The sequence below is a fragment of the Shimia sp. R10_1 genome (genome assembly GCF_017744095.1).
Classification (GTDB): Bacteria; Pseudomonadota; Alphaproteobacteria; order Rhodobacterales; family Rhodobacteraceae; genus Shimia.
In genome coordinates, this window is record NZ_JAGHQX010000007.1 from 96,324 (window position 1) to 119,277 (window position 22,954).

The following is a 22,954-nucleotide window of genomic DNA, read 5'->3' on the forward strand; positions in this document are numbered from 1 at the left end:
CCAATGGCGCAGCATATTCAGGGAGTGAAGATATGGCGACGAAAGTCATTAAAAACGGCACCGTTGTGACGGCGGATCTGTCTTATGAGGCGGATGTGCTGATTGAGAACGGTCAAATCATCGAGATTGGTAAGGGCCTCAAAGGCGACGAAGAGCTGGACGCGACCGGCTGTTACGTGATGCCGGGCGGGATTGACCCGCATGTGCATTTGGAAATGCCGTTTATGGGCACCTATTCCAGCGATGATTTTGAGAGCGGCACGCGGGCGGGTCTGGCGGGCGGCACCACCATGGTGGTGGATTTCTGTCTGCCAAACCAAGGCGAGAGCCTGCTGGATGCGATCAAGCGCTGGGACAACAAATCCACGCGTGCGAACTGTGACTACTCTTTCCACATGGCGGTGACCTGGTGGGGGGAGCAGGTTTTCAACGATATGAAGACCGTGATCGAGCAGCGCGGTATCAACACGTTTAAGCACTTCCTCGCCTATAAGGGCGCGTTGATGGTGAATGATGATGAGCTGTTTGCCTCTTTCAACCGTCTTGCGGAGCTGGGCGGGATTGCCATGGTGCATGCTGAAAACGGCGATGTGGTGGCAGAGATGACCGCCAAATTGCTGGCTGAAGGCAATGTGGGGCCGGAAGGCCATGCCTATTCGCGGCCCACGCAGGTGGAAGGTGAAGCCACCAACCGCGCGATCATGATTGCCGATATGGCCGGTGTGCCGCTTTATGTGGTGCACACTTCCTGTGAAGAGGCGCATGAGGCGATCCGGCGTGCGCGGATGCAGGGCAAGCGCGTTTGGGGCGAGCCGCTCATTCAGCACCTGACGCTGGATGAGAGCGAATATTTCAACCCGGATTGGGATCACGCCGCACGTCGGGTGATGAGCCCGCCGTTTCGCAACCAAAAACATCAGGACAGCCTGTGGGCCGGTCTCCAATCGGGCAGCCTGAGTGTGGTGGCAACAGACCATTGCGCCTTCACCACTGAGCAGAAACGCTATGGGGTGGGCGATTTCTCCAAGATCCCCAATGGCACCGGCGGGCTTGAGGACCGGATGCCGATGCTCTGGACACATGGCGTGGAAACCGGCCGTCTGACGCCCAATGAGTTTGTCGCCGTGACCTCCACCAATATTGCCAAGATCCTGAACTGTTATCCCAAGAAAGGCGCGGTTCTGGTGGGGGCGGATGCGGACCTTGTGGTCTGGGATCCGGCCAAGACCAAGACGATTTCCGCAGGCAGCCAGCAGAGCGCGATCGACTACAACGTCTTTGAAGGGCAAGAGGTCAAAGGCCTGCCGCGCTTTACCCTGACACGGGGCCATGTGGCGGTGCATGACGGCGAGATCCGCACGCAGGAAGGCCACGGCAAGTTTGTGGAGCGTGAGGCCAACACCACGGTCAACAAGGCGCTGAGCACCTGGAAAGAGCTGACCTCGCCGCAGCCTGTGCAGCGCAGCGGCATTCCGGCCACGGGTGTGTAAGGTAACTTATCTGTGGGTCACAACGATTTTCATAACAAGTTTGGGCGGCTCTTTGGGCCGGTGTTCGGTGTGACCTATGGCGTAACCGCCATAGCGTTTCCGTTTCTCATTTTGGGTCACGGCGGCACGACAGCAGCAAACATCGAAGGATCCGGGTTTTCATTCTTGGTCGTGCTCATCGCGATTGGGGTTGCACTCTCTTTGTTGCCCAAAGTGGCGATTATTGCCGCGCCAGTCTTTGTAATGGTGTCGTGGTTTGTGGATCGTGTAGCGCCATCCTTTCTAGCGTTTTTGCTGGGATGTGGAGGGGCTGCGTTCTGTGCGGGGTTTGTCGCACTTGGGACAAATGTGGATGTGTTTCCACCGAGCGCGCGCTGGCTGCCTGACAGTTTTTCTTTCGCTGCGTTCTTAGGCCAGGCGGCTGCAGTCATTGCGGTTTTGGTCTCGGCGGTAATGTGGATGGTAAAGGGAGCGAGTTCGGATGTGCCGTGAATACCGTTTCAACCGGCAGCGTGCCGCCGATGAGAACGGAGTGCCAATGTCACTCTGGCACCAGATCCTCAAGCTCTGGCAGGAGGCGCACGCTTTCCTGTTCGTGCGGGTCGGTGCGCGCGATGATGGCGACAGCCTCCACCGTGCCGGTGTTGATCGGCAGGTGGGGCACGCCCGCAGGGATATAGACCAGATCGCCCGGATCGGTTTCCATATAGTGCTCAAGCTTTTCGCCCCAATACATCGCGGCGGAGCCTTCCATCACATAGATCGCCGTTTCATGGCTTTCATGCAGATGAGCTTTGGCGCGACCGCCGGGCGGGATGCGCAGGATGTGCATGCAGATGCCCTGAGCACCGGTGGTTTCGCGGGCAATGCCCTCAAAATAGCTGAAACCCTGTTTGCCGGCATAAGTGCCGCCTGGGCGCAGCTTTTGGCATTTGGTGGGCATAGAAGAAGATGTCATGGGGGCGTGCTCCCGAAAAAGGCAATAATGATATGACTATGACAGATGGGGAGAACGGTGTGTCAACCGTGATCAGCGCCAAGAACCTGAGCCTGACGTTTGAGACCAACGATGGTCCGGTGCATGCGCTTAAGGATGTGAACCTTGATATCAAGAAGGGGGATTTTGTCTCCTTCATCGGGCCTTCGGGCTGCGGGAAGACCACGTTTCTGCGCTGTATGGCTGATCTGGAACAGCCCACGGCGGGGGAGATTACCGTCAATGGGGTGAGCCCGGAGGAAGCGCGCAAGGCGCGGGCTTATGGTTATGTGTTCCAACATGCGGGGCTCTATCCGTGGCGCACGATTGGGGGCAACATTCGCCTGCCGCTGGAAATCATGGGGGTGAGCAAAGCCGAACAGGACAAATCTGTGAAAGAGGTGCTGGAGCTGGTGCATCTGGAGGGCTTTGAGAAGAAGTTCCCCTGGCAGCTTTCCGGCGGGATGCAGCAGCGGGCCTCCATTGCGCGGGCGCTGGCGTTTCACGCCGATATCCTGTTGATGGATGAGCCGTTTGGCGCGCTGGATGAGATTGTGCGCGATCACCTCAATGAGCAGCTTTTGGAGCTTTGGGCGCGCACCAACAAGACCATTGGTTTTGTGACGCACTCCATTCCCGAGGCGGTCTATCTGAGCACCAAGATTGTGGTGATGAGCCCGCGTCCGGGGCGCATTCATGATGTGATTGAGAGCACGCTGCCCAAAGAGCGGCCGCTCGACATTCGCGACAGCCCCGAATTCATCGAGATTTCCCATCGCGTGCGCGATGGCCTGCGGGCGGGGCATGAAAATGACTGAGCTGCAGATCAGACGGGCGACGCCTGAGGATGTCGAGGCCATGGCGCAGATTGTCTGTGACTGGGAGGCCGCGACGGAGTGGATGGACTCTGCCTATGGGCCGGAGGAGATTTCCGGGTTTATCCGTGAGGCCATGCCGGAGCGGGAGATGTGGGTCGCCGGAGACCCAATTGAGGGCTATCTCTCCTATGATCCCAAAGCGACCCGTGTCGGCGGGCTCTATTGCCGCAAGAGCGGGCAGGGGCTGGGCAAAGCGCTGATGGACAAGGTGAAAGAGGGGCGTGATTTCCTCTGGCTCACCACCCATGAGCCAAACCTGAAAGCGCAGAAGTTCTACAAACGCGAAGGGTTTGTCGAGGTGAGCCGCCATGATGCGGAGCCGCCTGAAACGGTGCGCGAAGTGCGGATGGAGTGGCGGCGATGAGAAACCTACTCCCGATTTTGACCGTACTGGCGGCCATCGTGGCGATCTGGTGGCTGGCGGTGGCGCCAATGAACGTGCGCCCGGCGCTGGATATTGCCGAACGGGGCGGCGCGGTGGTGGTGCCGGAAGGCTCGGTAGAGCGCCGCGATGTGTCGGTTTTCAAGCTGATGCTCGACAACCCGTCGCTGGTGGCGGCGGGCTATGATCTGAAGCGGCCCCGGCTGCCGACACCGGCGCAGGTGGGCGAGGAGTTGTGGAAGACAACCGGGGCGATGGTGGCCAAGGGGCGGGCCTGGTCCAAACGCTCGCTGATTTATCATGCCTGGGTGACGTTGCAGTCCACCCTATGGGGCTTTGTGCTGGGCACCACGGTGGGCATTCTGGGCGCGGTGGCGATTGTTTATAGCCGCGTGTTTGACATGAGTGTGATGCCCTGGGCGATCATCAGCCAGACCGTGCCCATTGTGGCCTTGGCGCCGATGATCATCGTGGTGTCCAATCAGGTGGGCATTGAGGGGCGCGGCGTGCCCAAGGCGATCATCTCTGCCTATCTGTGTTTCTTCCCGGTGCTGGTGTCGATGGTGAAAGGCTTGCGCTCCCCGACAGGGGAGCAGTTGGATCTCTTAAAAACCTATAACACCAGTGGGTTGCAGAGTTTTCTTAAACTGCGTTTGCCGGCAAGCGTGCCTTATCTTTTCACCGCGCTGAAGGTCGGCATTGCTGCCGCCTTGGTGGGCACGATTGTCGGCGAGTTGCCAACGGGGGCGATCAGCGGGCTGGGTGCGCGCATTCTGATCGGGGATCAGTTTGGCACGCCGCTGGCGATCTGGTCGGCGCTGATCTGTGCGGCCATTCTCGCCGGTATTCTGGTGACACTGATTGACATCACTCAGCGGGTGACACTGCGCAAGATGGGGTTCCACGGATGATCTGGATTGTTGCAATGGTGGTGTTTTGGGCGGCAGCCTGGCGCACCAATGTCTGGCTGGCAAACTCGGCCTATGCGGAGCAGACGGCGGTGCGTATTGTGGTGCCGGTGCTGTTTGGGATCACCATTCTGGTGCTGTGGGAATGCCTTGTGCGTGGCTTTGGCGTCAGTCAGGTGATCCTGCCACCGCCCAGTCAGGTGATGGTGGTGTTTGCCCAATCGACAGACCTCTTGTGGGTGGATTTTGTGCAAACGGTGCTGAAAGGCGCGTTGCGTGGCTTTCTGATGGGGGCGGCGGCGGCCTTTGTTGCGGCGCTTCTGATTGACCGCAGCGCGTTTCTGACCCGCGGGTTGCTGCCGATTGGCAATTTTGTCGCCGCGCTGCCGATTGTTGGTGTCGCGCCAATTTTGGTGAACTGGTTTGGGTTTGACTGGCATTCCAAAGCCGCCGTGGTGGTGGTGATGGTGTTCTTTCCCATTCTGGTGAACACGGTGCAGGGGCTGCGCGCCACGGATGCGATGCAGCGGGATCTGATGCGCACCTATGCGGCGGGCTATTTTCAGACGCTGCTGAAACTGCGCATTCCGGCGGCGCTGCCTTTCATTTTCAACGGGTTGAAGATTGCCACGACCCTTGCTTTGATAGGCGCGATTGTCGCTGAATATTTTGGGTCGCCCACGCGGGGCATGGGGTTTCGCATCTCAACCGGCGTTGGCAGCCTGTCGATAGATTTGGTCTGGGCTGAGATTTTTGTCTCAGCGCTTGTGGGCAGCGCCTTTTACGGGGTTGTTGCCTGGATCGAAAAGCGGGTGACCTTCTGGCACCCATCACAAAGAGGTTGAACAACAACCCAAATAATATTCAACAAGGAGAAACTTTCATGAAACTCTCGACGACTTCTTTAACGGCCGCGGCGCTTTCCCTTTTGGGCTCCGCCGCCTTGGCCGCAGATGATGTGACGCTTCAGCTGAAGTGGGTGACCCAATCGCAGTTTGCAGGCTACTACGTGGCGCTGGAGAACGGTTTTTACTCGGATGAAGACCTGAATGTGACCATCAAGCCCGGTGGCCCCGACATTGCGCCGACACAGGTGCTGGCCGGTGGCGGTGCGGATGTGACCGTGGAGTGGATGCCAGCGGCGCTGGCGGCGCGTGAAAAGGGCCTGCCGATGGTCAACATCGCGCAGCCGTTTAAATCGTCGGGCATGATGCTGACCTGCCGCAAGGATGCGGGTGTGGCCACCACCGATGATTTTGCCGGCAAGACGCTGGGCGTGTGGTTCTTTGGCAATGAGTTCCCCTTCCTGAGCTGGATGTCGCAGCTGGAGCTTGGCACCGATGGCGGGGACGCCGGTGTTGAGGTGCTGAAGCAGGGTTTCAACGTGGATCCGATCCTGAACGGTCAGGCGGCCTGTGTGTCCACCATGACCTACAACGAATACTGGCAGGTGATTGATGCGGGTCTGACACCCGATGATCTGACCACCTTCAAATACGAAGATCAGGGTGTGGCGACGCTGGAAGACGGGCTTTATGCGCTGGAAGAAAACCTCGCCGATCCGGCCTTTGAGGACAAGATGGTGCGTTTTGTGCGCGCGTCCATGAAAGGCTGGAAGTGGGCTGAAGAGAACCCGGAAGACGCAGCCATGATCGTGCTGGAGTATGATGAAACCGGTGCGCAGACCGAAGAGCATCAGGTGCGCATGATGGGCGAGATTGCCAAGCTGACCGCGGGCTCCAACGGCGCGCTTGATCCGGCGGACTATGAGCGCACGGTGGCAAGCCTGATGTCTGGTGGTTCTGATCCGGTGATCACTGCCACTCCAGAAGGTGCGTGGACCCACGCGATCACCGACAAAGCGCTGAAGTGATTGATCGTCTTCAGTTGAGATGACGAAAGGCCGGGGGCGTCCCGGCCTTTTTTATTTCTGTGGTGATGCGAGCGCCCGGAAGAGATAAGTCGGCAAGCGTGTGATAATTCGACGGGTGAGCGCGGGGTATTCCACCTGACCGGCGAGCAGTTGCATATACATCATGCGCACCGTGCCGGAGCGTTTGAAGCTGGCCATCAGCGGCTTTTGCCAGCGCGGGCCAAAGAGGGCGCGGCGTAGGTTGCGGGCGATGCGCAGGTTGCGGTGCATCTCTTTGAGCGCGCTTTGGTAGCGGGGTAGGGCGCTGGCTGGTGCCTCCTCACGGAGCGCTTCACAGGCGGCTTGTGCGGCGAGCTGACCGCTTTTCATGGCAAAGGCGATGCCTTCGCCGGTGATCGGATCCACCAAGCCGGCGGCGTCCCCTGCGAGCAGCACAGAGGCGCGGCCGGGCACCTTGCGGAAATCTCCAAACGGCAGGTGATGGCCTTTGAACTTGGCCACATCCTCAGGCAGGCCCAGTGTGCGCAGATAGGCGGCCATATGCGTCTTCATATCCGGGTTCTCTGCACGAATGCCGCCAACGCCAACAGTGGTGGACCCCTGTTTGGGAAAGGACCAGCCATAGCCCCATTGGGCGGCGGCAAAATCAATGCGCAGGGGCTGCGATTGCGGGTCTTGCAAGGCTGCGGGGGCTTCGATTTCAAGGCCAAAGCCGATGGTTTTGGTGTCAAAAGCCTTGCCAAAGAGGTGGCGGGCGACAATCGAGCTGACCCCATCCGCCCCAATCAGCACGCGGCATGTGAGGGTGTCGCCATTGCGGAAGGTGACAGAGGTGTCTGTCATCTCTGAAATAGTGTGGCCTGTGAAATCGGCAACGCCTGCGGCGCAGGCATGGGCAAACATCTGCGCGTCAATGTCCAGACGCATGGTGAGATGCAGGGGCGGCACATCCTGCAGGGTCGCCAGCTCTTCGCCCTGATACCAGAGGGCGCAGGCGGTGCGGGTGACAGCTTGGGAGAGGTCGATGTCCGCGCCGAAAATCTCGCGAAAATAGCTGCGGCTGCGCTCGGTAAACAGGCCGCCACACAGTTTGCTGCGTGGAAAGCTGGCTTTGTCGATCAAAGCCACACGCGCGCCGTTTCTGGCGGCCCAGGTGGCGGCGGCGCTGCCAGCGGGGCCTGCGCCAACGACGATGATGTCAAATTCTGCCATGGTGTATCCTTCGCCGCGCTTCTATCAGCTTTTCCAGGTAAGGCCATACGGATAGGATGGGCCACCCAAGGAAAGGATGCGGCATGACCGAAGAGAAACAGCCCGAGGGCGAAGCAACATTGCGGGTGGCGGCGATGCCCTCTGATGTGAACATCAACGGAGACATCTTTGGCGGTTGGGTGTTGAGCCAGATGGATATGGCGAGCGGCATTGTGGCTGCGCAACGGGCCAAGGGGCGGGTGACCACAGTGGCGGTGGATGCGATGAAGTTCATTCGGCCGGTGCGCGTGGGCAATATCCTTTGTGTCTGGGCCTGGGTGGAACGTGTCGGGCGCAGCTCTATGGCGATCAAGATCGAGGCCTGGGCGGTGCGCCATCGGCGTGGGATTTCTGAAAAGGTGACCGAGGCGGTGTTCACCTATGTCGCGATTGATGAGGAAGGCAATCCGCGGCCAGTCCCGGCAGAGGATGCGCCCTGGCCACAAGCCTAAGGCCGCGTTGCAGCGCAAAGATAGCGTGCGGTCAACTTTGGAAAGCGTAACCTTTTGTTGCTGTTGTCAGTCCCAAAGGAGGCGCCATGTCGGCAGACACCCGCAAGATATCCAAGTCCGCGAGAGGCTCCAAGGCGCAGCAGCGCGCGCGGGAGGCGTTGGGGCGCAACCTGTTGTTGTTGACCACCGAAACCTGGGTGAGTGATGCCCTGCGCGAAGCGGTGCCGGAGGCCTGGCACCGGCTTGAGCAGGATTGTGATGTTCAGGAGCGCAAAGAGAAGGTGACGCTGTATCTTGATCAGTCCGTGGCGCGGTTTTATCGCGCGATGGGCAAAGGTTATCAGGGGCGTATCAACCGTTTGCTGGCGACCTGGGCGCAGATGAAGATTGCAGAGGAGTTGCGCGTGGAGGCGGCCTTGACAAAGCCATCGGGCCACGAAGGCACGGAGGGGGATGACAAAGGCGCACCGGACGGCGCGACAGGGGGGCATGACAATTTGTGAGAGAGGCTGTCATCGCAGCCAGCAAGGAGCGCGGTGCAGAATTTGCACGCGTTTCAATGCCTGCGCACTACGCGCGCAATGTGTCTGACTGGATCAGGCCGTATCAGGCGCTGTGAAATTCCGTGCTGTCCTGTGCAGAGGCTGCTTTGCGACTGCTGCAGTTGAGATAAGATGTGGCAAGCACGGCCACAGGTACCCCAAAGCCGAAGGCGAAGTAGACTGCGGCAGCGATCCAGAGTGTAGACTGTAGCACAAACAGCGCCAAGAGGGATGCAAGAAATCCCACAATGCTGCCAGGTATGAAGAGTGCGAATGCCATGATGTGCCTGAATCTTCGGGTGCGTCTATTGGGCTTTGAGAATACGGCAAAAATATGTCAAAGCAAGCGAAGAACTGTATAGGTTGGGTAAATTTTTTGGGAACTTGTTTAGGTTTTAGTAACTTATCGCGTTTTCGCAGCAGGACTTTTTGAGTCGCTTTGTGGTGCAAAACAATCAATGATTGCAGTGAGTAATGCCGCTCCTGAAATTGCTGTGAAAATCCATCCAAAATACCAAGCCTGCCCTGCGAGCTGGTTTTCAGCGTATGAGGCTGCGAACTGGAGTTGGCCGTATTTGGCGGCTGCAAAGGCCAGTAGGGTGGCGGCCCCGAAGGCTGGGATCTGCGCAACGGGCTGGAGTTTGAGTCGCGCGAGGGAGGCGAGGATCAGGCCAATTGGGGCGCCGATCAGGAGGGTCTGCTGGCTCCACCACGGATGCGCGCCGAGTGGGCGGGCCAGATCAAAGGCAATGAAGACAGCCATCAGGAGGGCGGCGGCGAGGGCTGGGATCAGGTGGCGCATGGTGGGTTCCCGTGAGTGGTGGTGCTCAGAGAATGGGAGTGCGTGGTGGGGATGAGAAGGGATGTTACAGACGGCTGGCGGGGGTGTGATGGGGTGTGTTTTTGTGGGGGCGGGTGGTGCGCAGCAAGTGCGCACCCTACTGGGATTGTTAGTGCGTCGCGCGGCGGGCGCAAGACTGTCCGGTCGAGGGGGAGCGCAAGTTTAGCGTTGCGCTTTGGATTGAATGGCTTCGACAAGATACCGCTCGAAGCCTTCCCACAATGAAATCAAGTCGTTTTTAGAGATGCTGAAGGAATTGCTATGAACCACCCTGTGGAGAGCTTCTAGCTCTCGGGATGACTTCGTGTCGCCTAGCAATCTTGCAAGATCTTTTGCTTCCTTTGGGGAAAAACTTCCTATTTTTTCTAGATGCTCGACTGCAACTTTTATGCTTAAGGCCAAGCTCTTACCTTGCCGGAGATTCTGTGTTGCAATGTACCGATTGGTTGCAAGCTCAAGTAGCGAGCGGAATACAATGGGGATAGCTAATTCGTGCCTGTCCAAATAGAGCTTGAACTGCAGCTCCTGCCAAAGACGCTCCATCTTCCCCTGATTAGGCCGCCACTGGATCGTGTATTCCACATGGTTCGGGATCAGAGTGTCGCGCTTTGGTGGTCTTTTCGGAGATCGGGGAGAAGCAGGTAGAACTTTTTCAGTCGGATTAGGAACAGGAGGAGTCTCTTCGTTGAGGCCATAGTCGCGAAGTGTCTTTAGATATTCCTCTACATTCTGGACTTTCAACAAATTGTTGAGGGTCAAATTTTTCGCTTGGATGTCGTTAGCCACTTTGCTTAACAGGCTGATCACGTCTTCCTTAGGTCTAGAAAGGCCAAGCGTATTGTCAGGTTTGAGAAAAATACCGAATTGTCGCTGGCGCTTCTTCGCATTCATCAAGCGGTACATCGTAGAGCGCCCGACCCTATCGGCGTCAGGATACCCTTGTTCAGTCAGAAAGACCTCAATAGCTTCTGCAATCGGATATTGGTTTGTTCCACCAGTTCTGTTTGCATGGTTGGCCTTTGCTCTTGGGTCCCATCCCAGCTGGCCTCGGCCTCCATCTGTGCCATTGTGACGACGGCTTAAGGCTTGATCTATCTCATGTTGATTGTGCTCAACTTGGCACGCGATAAGACTTTCCAAAGTGAAACCACTCGCTTGAGAAAGGCCTTCGAACTTTTTGCGAAACGGTTCCGGTGTGTGAGATGGATCTGCCAAAAGCTTCAAGCAGGTCACTCGGCGGTTTCCATCGAAAACGACAAACTTGTCCTCAACAGGTTTGACCAGCGGTGCGTCAAAAATTCTCTTGCTTTCAACAATGCTCTCGGCGAGTGCGACCATCTTAGGGCCATGATGCTCAAACAGCCAAGCTATTGCAGAATCTTCCGACGGCGTCTCTCCGTGACGGTCGTTGTTTTTGTTTACCACAAGCGCTGAAATGGGAAGATTTAAAAAGTTCAATTCTACAGCCTCAAAATGCCATTCTTGGAGAGGCTTGCATCTAATGCGTGTATTTTCAAGTGGATAAGAGGCGGCAATTGCCGCCTCTGTTTTTCTCTACTTCTAACGCGTAAATTTCTTATGCTTCAAGCGCTTTGGCTCAAGCGCATCTGGACCGAGGCGGCGTTTTTTGTCTTCTTCGTAGTCCTCGAAGTTGCCTTCGAACCATTCCACATGGGCGTCGCCTTCAAAGGCGAGGATGTGGGTGCAGATCCGGTCAAGGAAGAAGCGGTCGTGGGAGATGACCACGGCGCAGCCTGCAAAATCCACCAGCGCGTCTTCGAGCGCGCGGAGGGTTTCCACGTCCAGATCGTTGGTCGGTTCGTCGAGCAGCAGCACGTTGCCGCCTTCTTTGAGCAGGCGGGCCATGTGTACACGGTTGCGCTCACCACCGGACAGCAGGTTCAGCGGTTTCTGCTGATCACCACCCTTGAAGTTGAACGAGGAGCAGTAGGCGCGGGAGTTGACCTGCGCATCCCCGAGCTCGATGATCTCGGCGCCGCCGGAGATGGCTTCCCAGACGGTGTCTTTGTCGTTCAGATCATCTCGGGACTGATCCACATAGCTGAGCTTCACAGTGTCGCCGTATTCCACGGTGCCTTCGTCAGGCTGTTCCTGACCGGTGAGCATCTTGAAGAGCGTGGATTTACCGGCGCCGTTGGGGCCGATCACGCCAACAATCCCACCTGGCGGCAGCGAGAATTCGAGGTTTTCAATCAGCTGTTTGTCGCCAAAGTGCTTCGACAACCCGTTGACCTCGATCACCTTGGAGCCAAGGCGCGGGCCGTTTGGAATGACGATCTGCGCGCGGGTGATTTTCTCGCGCTCAGACTGGCTGGCCAGATCGTTATAGGCGGCGATACGCGCCTTGGATTTCGCCTGACGGGCTTTCTGGCCCTGACGCATCCATTCCAGTTCGCGCTCAAGCGTTTTCTGCTTGGATTTGTCTTCGCGCGCTTCCTGCTCCAGACGTTTGGCTTTCTGCTCCAGCCACGCGGAGTAGTTGCCTTCGTAAGGGATGCCGCGGCCGCGGTCGAGCTCGAGGATCCAGCCGGTGATGTCATCCAGGAAGTAACGGTCGTGGGTGACGCAGAGGATGGTGCCTTTGTAGTCGATCAGGTGCTGTTGCAGCCAAGCGATGGTTTCCGCATCCAGGTGGTTGGTCGGTTCGTCAAGCAGCAGCATGTCGGGCGCCTCGAGCAGCAGTTTGCAGAGCGCGACACGGCGTTTCTCACCACCGGAGAGATCGGCGATATTGGCGTCATCAGGCGGGCAGCGCAGGGCCTCCATAGAGATGTCGACCTGACTGTCCAGATCCCAGAGGTTTTCGCTGTCGATGGCATCCTGAAGGACGGTCATTTCCTCCATCAGCTCGTCGGTGTAATTCTCCGCCATTTCGATGGCGATGGCGTTGAACCGATCAACTTTGTCTTTCTTTTCTTTCACACCCAGCATGACGTTTTCACGCACGGAGAGGCTTTCATCCAGCTGTGGCTCCTGCGGCAGGTAGCCCACTTTGGCGCCCTCGGCGGACCACGCCTCACCGGTGAAGTCTTTGTCGAGACCGGCCATGATCTTCATCAGGGTGGATTTACCGGCGCCGTTGACGCCGACCACACCGATTTTCACGCCCGGAAGGAAGGACAGGTGGATGTTTTCAAAACATTTTTTACCACCGGGGTAGGTCTTGGACACACCCTGCATGTGGTAGACATATTGATAAGATGCCATGGGAGCCGACTCCGTTCGCCAAAATCACGTTAGAGCGTGTGATAGCGGAGGGCGCGGGCGGGGGCAATGGAGGTTAGAGTCAGTCGATAGCTCTGTCCAAAACTGCAAACAACGCGAGAAATATCGCAGCAACCGCAATATTTCCCCAAGTCCATCCCGTCTCAATGCCAAATTGCTTAAGGACGAAGTTTGAAGACCCTGCGATTACGGATGCCACAAGTAAGAGATGTCGCCAGTGCATAGATGAAATATCCAATATCCAATATTAGAGTGGCATTATTAGCGGCTTTTTGCGCGACACATCCAGCACCGATTTGTCTTCATCTTGTTGGCCTAGGGTGAAGATTTGACCAAAGAGCGCTAGGGTGTTCATGCCAGTGAGCCCTTAGCCACATCTCGTTCAGTAGCTCATTTAGCACTACTTTTGTGTACAGTGTATTTCTAAAGGGCGATGCATTTCTGGCGCAAACGGGAAGAGCTCGTAGTCTGGTTGAGGTTCGAAGAGTATATCACTTTTGCCGCAACACCCTATATAACTGAAAAGCTATGTAGAAAGGGCCCAAAAATACGGCGACGCGTAGATACTTGTCAGCGCTTCCGATGTCCAACCCGAGATACGGCAGGGAGTAAACTCCCAATGCAAAAACATATCCGATCAGATCCATTTTCAGTTGCTCTCTCGGAGGCAGGTTTTTGTAAGAGAACTTGGACATTCGTTGTGTTTCTCAGTTTTTAATTGTCGTCAGATTTGTGAAAGCGCAAGTAATCTCGAACACCGTAAGCAAAGAGCCAAAAGAGGCTGAAGAAGATTATGCCTTTCACGTGACCTATGGAGAGCCCGTAGGTATCCCGCATGGTTTCTTCGGTTGCAAATAGTAGGGCGTAAACTCCAAAAACATAGATCGCTGTGAGAACTATTGCTTTTCGCACACCGCCTTTTTGGCGCAGTTTTTGCTTTAGATAGTGGAGAATTTTTGCCCTAGAGAAATGGCTTGTGTTGGTTTCGGTGCTCATTGAATTTTTCCGTTGAAAGGAAAATAGGCGTTAGAGAGACAGCTCCGCGAATGAGTGCGTGTAGATTTTTGGACTCCGCTCTGGCAGGGGCGCAATGATCTTAGTATAATTTCCTTAGGGCTAGTTTGTATGGATCTCCTATGATCGCGGACCAGTGAATGGTTCAAGGATCCTTTGAATACTGTCGTAGAACACCAAGCACAGTCCGATCATGATCAAGCCAACAATTTCTATGAGGCCGAAGCGTCCATCTTCGAAATAGCTGCCTAAAACAAAGATTGCAAAAATTGCGATGCGAGTTGGATAGGTCATTGCTGCTGTCACTTGAGAGGCTGCCAAACAGGAATTTGTTCGTCAGTCTAATGTCAACTTGCTTCTTGTGCCTAGACCTTGGCGACCGCTCTCACCCTTTCTATCTGTTGGTATGCCCCCGGATGTACAGGACGCCAAGTATCCGCGTTTTGGCGGGAGCGACTTGAGAGCCTCTACGCAAACTCTACCAGCCGTTTGCCCACACCATTGCACGCATAAAATGCCGTGTGAGCCAGCGGCTATTGGGCGGGCCTCGCGCGACCGTGGCGGCGCGGCAAAGGCAGCGTTGCACCAAGTCTATGTATTTAGAAACTCACTGATCCTGCGGCAGGGTTACGTAAGCCAACGGCTGAGGGTGGCGATGAGATCCCGCTTGCGCAGGGGTTTGCCAATGAAATCCGACATTCCTGCATTGAGGCACAGGTTTCTGTCGCTGTCCTGAACATTTGCAGTGAGCGCGATGATTGGACAGGCGGGCGCGTTGTGCTCGGCTTCATGGGCACGTATGTGCGACGTCGCTTCCAGACCGTCCATTTCCGGCATCGACACATCCATCAGGATCACGTCAAAATCGGTGTCCTGTGCCGCCTGAAGCGCGGCTTTGCCTGTGCTGGCAAAGGTCAGATCTGCTTCGGTGTGCTGCAGCATTTTTTGCAGCATCATCTGGTTGGTTTGATTGTCCTCTGCAATCAGCACCTTTCGGCCCGCAAAACATACCCCTGCCACCGCGCTGGTGCCGGATACCGTGCATTTGGAGTGACTGTTGATCCTTTTCAGAAGGGTGGGATCAGGCAGCGGCAGTTTCAATGTGAAACTTGAGCCTTTGCCGGGCTGGGATGACACATGTATTTGCCCTTTCATCAACTGCACAAGGCGCTGCGTGATCGCGAGGCCGAGGCCGGTGCCTTCAAAGGCGCGTGACGCTTTGTTGTCGACTTGCTCAAAAGCGGAGAAGATCGTGTCGATACGGTCCGCAGGGATGCCAATGCCGGTGTCGCTGACGGTGATGTGCAGTTGCTGACTGGCCAGATCGGTGTCAATTTTGAGGGTCACATCCCCCATGTCCGTAAATTTGATCGCGTTCCCGACCAAGTTCATAAGAATCTGCCGGAGGCGCCCTTCGTCGCCAATCAAGTCTTTGGGGGCATCCTCTGCATAGATGAGCGACAGGCTGAGATCTTTTTGCTGCGCAATGGGAGTGAGCAGGCAGATCACATCATGCGCCACGTCATACAAACAGAACTGCTGTTTCTTGATGGTGAATTTGCCGGCTTCCATCTTGGAGAAGTCTAAAACACTGTTGATGATGGACAGCAGCGCATTCGCAGAGGTTGTTATGGTCTGCGTATATTGTTTCTGTTCGTCGGTGAGGTTGGTTTCGCTCAAAAGATCGCACATGCCGATGACGCCGGTCATCGGGGTACGTATCTCGTGGCTGACATTTGCCAGAAATTCGGACTTGGCGTTGTTCGCCGTTTCCGCGACCTCCTTCATGTCGCGGAGCATTTCCTTGCGATCTCTCTGGTGGCTGGCGTCCTTGCGCGCGCTTACAAGATTCATCTGCAGTTTCAGCAGCAAGCTGCCCATCAGGGCGACAGCCATAAAGATGACAAAGCTGACCATAAACGCCTCTTTGCGCAATGCGGAGAACGCGGCGGTGGTGGGCGCGTCGACAACAAATGCGCCCATCAGATCCCCCATTTTCCATTCTACTTCAGGGGCCTGAAGCGCGTTATGGCAGCTTACGCAATTGGGCTGATTGGCGACGATGGGTTTGACGATGCGCAGATGGAGCTCGCCATCCTTCCGGTGGTATTCTGACCAAGTTTCGATGGCAGGGTTGGCCGCCAGAATGGACATTGTTGCTTCGGCATGAGGGTCAGGCGACACACCGATTTCCCGACCCGCGCGGCCCACGGCAACAGCGACCGACCCATCATCCTCGGACTGCAATTCGCTAAACAAATGCAGTGCCTCTGCGCGCAGTGTCTGTGGTGAGGGCATACCAATTGTGCCTTCAGGGCCAAGGTGGCTCGCATAGCTTTCAAAAAACGCCGCTGTGACTTTCCAGATTGCGGCCTTTTCCTCTTCTTTGCGTTGTCTGAAATTGTCCTGACCACTTTGATAGGTCACGGTGCCAACAACAATGCTGATGAGCAGTGAGAGAGCGACCAACAAAACAAAAGGCAGAGATTTTTTGTGCATACCGGATGCTAAAAAAAGATCTTTCCACCTTTCGGACTGGTTTCTTTTGCCCAATGCGAGATTGGTAGCAGCGTGATCCATAACTCGACGGCCTTTTAACGGTAGCGCGCTCAGTTTCGATAAAATACAGTAATTTTTCTTGAGAAACTATTAACAAACCTCTCACCCAAGAGCCTGTTTGGCGGTGGGGCGGGAGGAGAAAAGCAAAGCCTAGCTTGATACGGTTGGTCTCGCTCCTTCTTCTTAAGCGCCTAAAGTCAAAGTTTCTCTTAATTCGGTCAGCGGCGCTCATGGTCTTGCGTGCGTTTTGGCCTCAGCCTTGGCCAAGGCAATTCAGGCCACTTTTATCCAGGAGGCGGGCTCTAGACGCAGGCACTCCTTTTGGATAGGTATCTCCCACGCATTCGCTTTATCGGCGTATTTATTACTACGAAACGATTGACGGTTATTGGGGGGCAATCATGAAGTATTTTGCTGCCTTAATGATAGTATTGACTGTGTTGATTGGAAGTAAGACGCCGTCTCATGCACAGGAGCATGCTCAACCTTTCGTCGTGGGGTGGGCAGAAATTTTACCGTTGTTTCGCGCGCTACCCGACGAGACCCCGGGTGGGTTTGGTGTGCAGGTGATGGAGGAAATCGCGGCAAAAGCGGGCTTTGAGATCACCTTCAAGAAGTTTGAGAGCGCTGAGCAGCTCATTCGCGCACAGGCGGCTGGGGACATTGACATTTTGCCGGCAATTGCGGCGCTCCCATTGCTTGAAGTCAATAATGTCTTTTCGGCACCGATTGCGACGACCCATATTCGTGTCTTTGTTCGGGTGGAGGATGCAGAAGAATTGCATCCAGCGACCATGTCAGGGAAACTGATCGCCGTACCCTCGATCCCGCTGGGACCGACCGGTGAGTTTTTACTTGGGCGCAACACGGCGGTTCAGGTGCCGGTGTCAACGCTTTCTGTGATGGAACTGCTGCGGGGCACTGTGGACGCGTTGATCGCCAGTGACAGCGTTACGATTGCGGATGCGCATTCTTTGCGGTTGGATCACCGACTTGTTGCGGTGGGAGAGCCGTTGGTGAGCTTTGACCGTGTTGTGACAGTGCGATCTGAACTTTCGGATTTGTTGGCACCGATCAATCAGGCGATTGCCGAGCTGGAAACAACGGGTGTTCTGGAAGAGCTGCGCAATCAAAATCAGGTCAGCGTTGCACCGCCAGAACCCGAAGTGCTGAGGGCCGGCATTATACACAACCCGCCCTATACAATTATTGGGGCCAATCAGCGCTTTAGCGGGTTTTCTGTTGAGACATTGCAAAACCTCGCATCTGCGGCGGGTATCGACATTCGCTTTATTGCAATTGACGCAGAAGCATATGCGCAGGGGCCTTCGCCCTCACGATATGATCTTCTTGCTTACCAGCCCATCTCCGATGACGCTAAACTACGGATGGATTTCACCGCACCGCTAGACCGTTCGGCCTATGCCGTTTTCACGCGCCAAGGAAAAGGCGCTGAGATCTCTGGGCTTGAGACACTCGCTGGGCTGCGCATTGGCATCGAAGCGGCCAGCATCGCCAAACAACTGGCCGAGCAACAAGATAATCTGGCGCTGCGCGTCTATGAGACACCGGATGCGCTTTTGGGTGGGCTTCTTGATGGTGATGTGGATGCCATTTTGGCACCGCGCCATACAGTCAGCCTTGCTGCTGCGGCGCTTGGCGCGGAAGATCAGGTTCAGGAAGCCGGCACACCTTTTCACACCATAGACAAGGCGATCGCGCTGCGATTTGGCTTGGGCCAAACGCGCGAGCGTTTAAATGCTGTGATCCCGGGGTATCTGGCATCGTCGACGAATTCGCGGCTTAGAGAAAAATACTTTGGCACGCCCTCGTTTTGGACCACCGAACGCATTGAATTCTTTCGAAACTCTTTGATCTTCTGCGTTTTTGCTGCGATTGGCACCGCGATCGTCTGGGCGCGCTGGCGGCGCAAAAAAGAGACGCAGGAGCGCAGAAGATTTGCCTCACAATTGATCGATCAAATTCCCCTCGGAATGATCTTGGTCTCTCAGAAAGGGAGCATTGAATTTGCCAATCGGTTTGCCAAAGACATGACCCCAAACGGTGATAGCCAACTGGTGAAAGGGCACAATTTCAGATCGGTTGTTGAGCAGCTCATTGATGATGGGACGATGCTTTTGGGGGCGTCTGACAAAGCAACGGTTCTGGCGTATCTGACGCATGAAGGGCTGCGTGATGCGCATTCTAACGAGTTTCAGCTGGCCAACAGCAAGACCTATGTGCGCAATGCGATCCCGCTGGGCGCCGATGGAACGTTGTTGACATATTTGGATGTCACAGATGATCGCTTGCGGCTTGAGGAAATTGAAAACCTCAATTCTCAACTGCTTCAGCAAATCACATTGTCCAATGCGGCCAATGAAGAATTGCGGGCGTTTGCCTATGCCACATCACATGATCTGAAGGCGCCGACCAACACAATTGCGCTGCTGGTAAATGAATTTCACAATTCGGTCGCGTCTAAGATGACCGAAGATGAAATTGAGCTTCTTGAAGATTTAACGGCCACGAACAAACGTATGGCTCAGTTGATCGATGATGTTTTGGAATATACGAACGCCATTGGCAGCGAAATACAGCGAGCAGATATCGATTTAAATGACGTCCTGTCAGAAGTTTTGGATGACATGAAGGCCGATATTGAAGACAGTGGTGCGCAACTCACATTTTCCACGCTGCCCGTAGTCTATGCCAACCGAGGTCAAATACGACAATTGCTCCAAAATCTTATTGGCAACGCGATCAAGTTTCGATCTGAGGACCGCAGTCCGTTGATCGAAATACATTCCGAGCCGGCGACAAAAAAATGCGTGGCATTTTCTGTCTCAGACAACGGAATTGGCATGCCCTCTGAGTTTGTCGACCGCATCTTTACGCCTTTTTCACGCCTGCATGGACATCAAGACTACGAGGGCTCCGGTCTCGGATTGGCGATCTGTCAGCGCGTTGCGGTAAACCATGAAGGGAGCATCCGCGTGACGTCGACAGAAGGTGTCGGGAGCAGATTTACGGTCACCTTGAGAGGGGCAGCAAGATGATAGAAAACCTGATGATGATTGATGACAGCGCAATCGAGCAGAAAATCTATCAGAAAATTGTCACACGGTCAGAGATCGTCAGCAATTTGCATCAGTTTTTTGAACCTGAGCGCGCGCTTGAGTTCATGCGCACCAATCGCGACTTTCGCGCTGATGCGATTTTGCTTGATATCAATATGCCGCGCATGAACGGGTTCGAGTTTCTTGAGGCAGCAACATCCGAATTTGGGGCCGATTTCACAAACGCCACGGTGATTATGCTCACCACCTCTATTTCTGAACGTGATATGGAGAAAGCGCGGTCGTTTGAGGTTGTGCGTGCCTACATAAACAAACCGCTGAAACTGGATCATCTGGCAATGATTGATGATCTTCTGACTCAAGACACAGATTGATATCTGTCTGAACAGGCAGGTCAGCACTGCCGGTGTAGGCCGATCCCCATTGAGTTAACTTGCGCGCCTGCGCACTTCACCGGGCGTTTTGCCGAACTGCTTTGCAAAAGCGCGCGAAAAGCTGGCGGGTTCCGCATATCCAACGCGCCAGGAGACGGTTTCTATGTTCAGGCCCGCAGACTCAAGCAGCTCATAAGCAATCGCCATCCGTGTTTCGGTGTAGAGTTGTCGAAAGCTCGTGCCTTCATCTGTCAGCCGACGTCGTAGGGTGCGTTCGGTCGTGGCAAGTTTTGCGGCGGCATCTTCGATTTGATACTCGCCCCCCATGTTATCGACGATGGCATCTCGGACCTGCTGGGACCATTGGGGGAGTGTGCCAGACTGTTGCTCCAAAAGCGTTTTGCATTGATCGAGGCAAAATTGCAGTGAGACCGGATCTGATTTTGGGAGCGGTTCATCAAGCAAGGCCGACGGGAAGACCAAAGCGTTGACGTCTTGATTGACCCTGATCGGGAGCGGGGTAAAGGCGGCCATTTTCTGAGGATAGCTTGAATCCTGATCCATAAGGCGCGCCTCAAGTGTGCTTAGATCTGGCTGTTGCAGAAGGTCCCGAATGAACTTCACGGCCACGACCAAGTGTCGCTCCAATATGAAGCGATGCGCGGCGGGCGGGATTCCGGAGGTGTCAAACGTCAAAAAGGCTTCGCCGTTTTTTTCCGACAACGACATTTCTGCCACCAAGAAAGAGAGCTTTGCATAGTCGATGGAGGTTGCAATAGCGGCGCGCAATGTGGGACTCGTCAGAATGGCGAACCCCCAGATACCAAAAGCGTGGACATGGGTCGCACGCGCAGCCGCAAAGCCCAACCCGACATTTTCCGGCGCAAGTCGCACCAAATTCTCAATCGCGCGGATTTCATCGGTTGTGCTGTGAACGGCATTGGGGTCGTCCAGCGCGTCGATAGAAACCGAGGTGCCTGACAGGCAAGAGGCTTCGGAGATGCCGAATTTTGCGGCCTCATTGCACAGCAGGCGGAGACTGGTCGAAGGACGGTTTTGGGAGTGCACGATCATCGGGAGCATGATGATGATATGTCCGATATTATCAAGTGGTGATAATGGGTTTAAGGTGCGGCGGCTGCGTGCTCTGCAAGCCACGCAGCCTCCTCGCCGGGTTCTGGGAGCACATCCCCTCCTTCCATCACCCAGCTGGCGGGTACATCCATCGTATCGGCGAGGACTTCCGCCAAAGGGATGCCTGCGTGGGCCACAATGGAGGCGCGGATGCGACCGAGCATATTTGGTTTCTGTTCCGCAGAGCGCCCGTGACGGATGCTGCCAAACAGGAAAATGCTTTTTCCATGAACCGGAATTTGAGGCGCATCTTCAAAGAAAAACACATGAACAAAGGTGCGTGGCGCGCCCGTGATATCACAATGGATATCGGTGATATCCGCTGCGATCTTGGCTTTTGCGCCTTCTGGGATGACCCCTTTGACGGCGTTGCACAGATAAAGGGGCATTTGCTTAGTCCTTTGGGTTGCGGATCGACGTCACAACTTCATGCGCGGATCGTCCGGTCAGTGTCGTGCAGATCTCGGTCAGTTCGTTCAGAAGGGAGATCCGCTCGTCTTGTGGGAGCGCGCGATTGGCATGCAGAGAGGCGACAATGCTGGTGGAGGGCACTGCTGCGGTGAATCCGCTGCCTTCAGGAACCACGATCCAATCGATTTCGGCAGGCGCTGAAAAGGCGCGTTGGGCGAATTCTGCGATTTGGGTTTTGAGCTGCGTTTCTGTTTGAGCGGGGATTTGTCCGTCTTGGACAATACACATGATAGGTATCATTGGCCTGTTCCTTTCTCGTCGATTAGCCGAAGTGAACGGAGCGATTGCCGGTCACAACCGAGTCTAGGATTGTGGCCACATCTGACTTGCGCATCTTTTTTGGGACCGCATAAGAGGATCTGGCTTCGGCCAAGGCATCTTTGGCGATCGCGGCAAAGTCGCTTTGCTGAACGTCTTCAAGGCGCGCGGGGATACCGACAGAGTCTGCCAGCGCATCAATGCGGTGAATGAAGGCCGATGCCTGTTGCGCTGCATCCCCTGGACTACTGTCTTGTGTCAGCATCCGCTCCAGCGTGGCGAAGCGGTCCCGGCAGGCTTTCTCATTAAATCGCAGAACGCGCGGCAGCAGAACCGCATTCGCGAGACCATGTGGTGTGTTGTAATGGGCGCTGATCTGGTGGGAAATCGCATGAACGTATCCAAGGCTCGTGCGGGTGAAGGCATATCCGGCCAGGAAAGATCCCAGCGCCACCATTTCACGGGCGCGTGCGTTTTCCGGATCGCGGTAAGCGATTGGGAGGAACTCCACAATCAGGCGCACCGCTGTCGCGGCGTCCCGTTCGGTGGCTGGCGTGCGCGCAAGGGAGGTGAAGGATTCAAGTGCATGCGTCAGCGCGTCCATTCCCGTGCCTGCCGTCATGGGCCCGGGCAGCGACGTCAGGAGGTCCGTGTCAAAGGCGGCTGCGATTGGCAGATACTTTGGATCAACAAAGAAGTTCTTTTTATGCGTTGTGGTGTCTGAAATCACAGCGGCGGTTGTCACCTCTGAGCCTGTGCCGGAGGTGGTCGCAACAACGTATAAAGGCAGCGGCGTCTCGCGGACTTTCAAGATGCCTGCAAGCCTTTGGAGTGACTTCTTATTTGTGCTGGCGGCGGCGATGACTTTTGCTGCATCGATGGCTGATCCACCGCCCACTGCAAAAACGCTGTCGCATTGGCCTGTGCGGATTGCCGAGATCCCCGCTTCGACAACAGCAAAGGTCGGATTGGGCACGATGTCCTCAAAGATTGAAACGTCACAACCCTCTTGTTTCAGAAAGGCCAGCAGGGTGTCGAGCATGCCATTTTGCAGCAGGAAGCTGTCGGTAACGATCAGCGGGCGCTTTGAACCGCTGCGCACCATAAGGTCGGCAAGTTTGATCATGGCCTCGTGGCCAAAGAATGTCAGCGGCTTTTCAGGGGTGAACAAGCGGTTCATGGCGCGCAAAGCTAAAGCCATTGGAGAACGGATCATGGCACTGTC

The 22,954-nt window shown here is 55.5% G+C and carries 23 protein-coding genes; 11 read left to right on the forward strand and 12 right to left on the reverse strand.

Annotated features, from left to right (window positions below; all coding sequences use genetic code 11):
- Positions 1 to 32: 32 nt before the first annotated feature.
- Complete coding sequence (hydA, locus tag J7413_RS14265; RefSeq protein ID WP_209099320.1) at positions 33 to 1,490, forward strand: dihydropyrimidinase; 1,458 nt, start codon at positions 33 to 35, stop codon at positions 1,488 to 1,490.
- Between the two features lie 12 nt (positions 1,491 to 1,502).
- Positions 1,503 to 1,982: a hypothetical protein gene (locus tag J7413_RS14270; protein WP_209099322.1), complete on the forward strand. Its 480-nt coding sequence runs from the start codon at positions 1,503 to 1,505 to the stop codon at positions 1,980 to 1,982.
- A gap of 49 nt (positions 1,983 to 2,031) precedes the next feature.
- Here the strand turns inward: J7413_RS14270 and J7413_RS14275 are convergent, their stop codons facing one another.
- A complete protein-coding gene (locus J7413_RS14275) occupies positions 2,032 to 2,448 on the reverse strand; it encodes a cupin domain-containing protein (RefSeq protein WP_247743535.1) in 417 nt (138 codons plus the stop codon).
- A 32-nt stretch (positions 2,449 to 2,480) separates the two neighbouring features.
- On the opposite strand from J7413_RS14275, the gene J7413_RS14280 reads away from it, so the two are divergent.
- Genes J7413_RS14280 through J7413_RS14300 form a run of 5 tightly spaced genes read left to right on the forward strand, consistent with a single transcriptional unit; the run spans position 2,481 to position 6,507 of the window.
- Entirely contained in the window at positions 2,481 to 3,284 is an 804-nt protein-coding gene (locus tag J7413_RS14280) for an ABC transporter ATP-binding protein (protein WP_247743536.1), read from the forward strand.
- Positions 3,277 to 3,708 carry a GNAT family N-acetyltransferase gene (locus J7413_RS14285; RefSeq protein ID WP_209099324.1) on the forward strand — a complete coding sequence of 144 codons (432 nt, stop codon included), beginning with the start codon at positions 3,277 to 3,279 and terminating at the stop codon, positions 3,706 to 3,708. The genes J7413_RS14280 and J7413_RS14285 overlap by 8 nt, the downstream gene beginning before the upstream one ends.
- Complete coding sequence (locus tag J7413_RS14290) at positions 3,705 to 4,637, forward strand: ABC transporter permease subunit (RefSeq protein WP_209099327.1); 933 nt, start codon at positions 3,705 to 3,707, stop codon at positions 4,635 to 4,637. Before J7413_RS14285 ends, J7413_RS14290 begins: the two co-directional genes overlap by 4 nt.
- Positions 4,634 to 5,479: an ABC transporter permease gene (locus J7413_RS14295; RefSeq protein WP_209099329.1), complete on the forward strand. Its 846-nt coding sequence runs from the start codon at positions 4,634 to 4,636 to the stop codon at positions 5,477 to 5,479. The genes J7413_RS14290 and J7413_RS14295 overlap by 4 nt, the downstream gene beginning before the upstream one ends.
- A 38-nt stretch (positions 5,480 to 5,517) precedes the next feature.
- Positions 5,518 to 6,507 carry an ABC transporter substrate-binding protein gene (locus J7413_RS14300; protein WP_209099331.1) on the forward strand — a complete coding sequence of 330 codons (990 nt, stop codon included), beginning with the start codon at positions 5,518 to 5,520 and terminating at the stop codon, positions 6,505 to 6,507.
- Positions 6,508 to 6,558: 51 nt separating this feature from the next.
- On the opposite strand, the gene J7413_RS14305 is transcribed toward J7413_RS14300, so the two are convergent.
- The gene (locus tag J7413_RS14305) at positions 6,559 to 7,719 is read right to left on the reverse strand and encodes a geranylgeranyl reductase family protein (protein ID WP_209099333.1); all 1,161 of its coding nucleotides are present in this window, start codon (positions 7,717 to 7,719) and stop codon (positions 6,559 to 6,561) included.
- 83 nt (positions 7,720 to 7,802) lie between these two features.
- Between J7413_RS14305 and J7413_RS14310 the strand changes: the two genes are divergently transcribed.
- Complete coding sequence (locus tag J7413_RS14310; RefSeq protein WP_209099335.1) at positions 7,803 to 8,210, forward strand: acyl-CoA thioesterase; 408 nt, start codon at positions 7,803 to 7,805, stop codon at positions 8,208 to 8,210.
- An 86-nt stretch (positions 8,211 to 8,296) separates the two neighbouring features.
- The gene (locus J7413_RS14315; RefSeq protein WP_209099337.1) at positions 8,297 to 8,713 is read left to right on the forward strand and encodes a BrnA antitoxin family protein; all 417 of its coding nucleotides are present in this window, start codon (positions 8,297 to 8,299) and stop codon (positions 8,711 to 8,713) included.
- Between the two features lie 103 nt (positions 8,714 to 8,816).
- Here J7413_RS14315 and J7413_RS14320 read toward each other — a convergent pair whose 3' ends face one another.
- The 6 genes from J7413_RS14320 to J7413_RS14345 all read right to left on the reverse strand — a co-directional run bounded on the left by J7413_RS14320 (position 8,817) and on the right by J7413_RS14345 (position 16,352).
- Positions 8,817 to 9,032 carry a hypothetical protein gene (locus J7413_RS14320; RefSeq protein WP_209099339.1) on the reverse strand — a complete coding sequence of 72 codons (216 nt, stop codon included), beginning with the start codon at positions 9,030 to 9,032 and terminating at the stop codon, positions 8,817 to 8,819.
- A gap of 123 nt (positions 9,033 to 9,155) precedes the next feature.
- A complete protein-coding gene (locus tag J7413_RS14325) occupies positions 9,156 to 9,554 on the reverse strand; it encodes a hypothetical protein (RefSeq protein WP_209099341.1) in 399 nt (132 codons plus the stop codon).
- 201 nt (positions 9,555 to 9,755) lie between these two features.
- On the reverse strand, positions 9,756 to 11,051 hold the full coding sequence (locus J7413_RS14330) for a hypothetical protein (RefSeq protein ID WP_209099343.1): 1,296 nt from the start codon (positions 11,049 to 11,051) through the stop codon (positions 9,756 to 9,758).
- A 102-nt stretch (positions 11,052 to 11,153) separates the two neighbouring features.
- Entirely contained in the window at positions 11,154 to 12,821 is a 1,668-nt protein-coding gene (ettA, locus tag J7413_RS14335) for an energy-dependent translational throttle protein EttA (RefSeq protein ID WP_209061092.1), read from the reverse strand.
- Between the two features lie 732 nt (positions 12,822 to 13,553).
- On the reverse strand, positions 13,554 to 13,835 hold the full coding sequence (locus J7413_RS14340) for a hypothetical protein (RefSeq protein ID WP_209099345.1): 282 nt from the start codon (positions 13,833 to 13,835) through the stop codon (positions 13,554 to 13,556).
- A gap of 645 nt (positions 13,836 to 14,480) precedes the next feature.
- Positions 14,481 to 16,352 (reverse strand): ATP-binding protein, encoded by a 1,872-nt coding sequence (locus tag J7413_RS14345; RefSeq protein ID WP_209099347.1) that lies wholly within the window; start codon positions 16,350 to 16,352, stop codon positions 14,481 to 14,483.
- 461 nt (positions 16,353 to 16,813) lie between these two features.
- On the opposite strand from J7413_RS14345, the gene J7413_RS14350 reads away from it, so the two are divergent.
- Positions 16,814 to 19,471, forward strand: a complete 2,658-nt coding sequence (locus tag J7413_RS14350) for a transporter substrate-binding domain-containing protein (protein WP_209099349.1) — start codon at positions 16,814 to 16,816, stop codon at positions 19,469 to 19,471.
- Complete coding sequence (locus J7413_RS14355; protein ID WP_209099351.1) at positions 19,468 to 19,866, forward strand: response regulator; 399 nt, start codon at positions 19,468 to 19,470, stop codon at positions 19,864 to 19,866. Before J7413_RS14350 ends, J7413_RS14355 begins: the two co-directional genes overlap by 4 nt.
- Positions 19,867 to 19,920: 54 nt before the next feature.
- Here J7413_RS14355 and J7413_RS14360 read toward each other — a convergent pair whose 3' ends face one another.
- Genes J7413_RS14360 through J7413_RS14375 form a run of 4 tightly spaced genes read right to left on the reverse strand, consistent with a single transcriptional unit; the run spans position 19,921 to position 22,945 of the window.
- A complete protein-coding gene (locus J7413_RS14360; protein ID WP_209099353.1) occupies positions 19,921 to 20,949 on the reverse strand; it encodes an AraC family transcriptional regulator in 1,029 nt (342 codons plus the stop codon).
- 41 nt (positions 20,950 to 20,990) lie between these two features.
- Positions 20,991 to 21,389, reverse strand: coding sequence for a tautomerase family protein (locus J7413_RS14365; RefSeq protein ID WP_209099355.1), 399 nt, complete (start codon positions 21,387 to 21,389; stop codon positions 20,991 to 20,993).
- 4 nt (positions 21,390 to 21,393) lie between these two features.
- A complete protein-coding gene (locus J7413_RS14370; RefSeq protein WP_209099357.1) occupies positions 21,394 to 21,711 on the reverse strand; it encodes a hypothetical protein in 318 nt (105 codons plus the stop codon).
- Between the two features lie 22 nt (positions 21,712 to 21,733).
- Positions 21,734 to 22,945 carry an iron-containing alcohol dehydrogenase gene (locus tag J7413_RS14375; protein ID WP_209099359.1) on the reverse strand — a complete coding sequence of 404 codons (1,212 nt, stop codon included), beginning with the start codon at positions 22,943 to 22,945 and terminating at the stop codon, positions 21,734 to 21,736.
- Between the last annotated feature and the right edge of the window lie 9 nt (positions 22,946 to 22,954).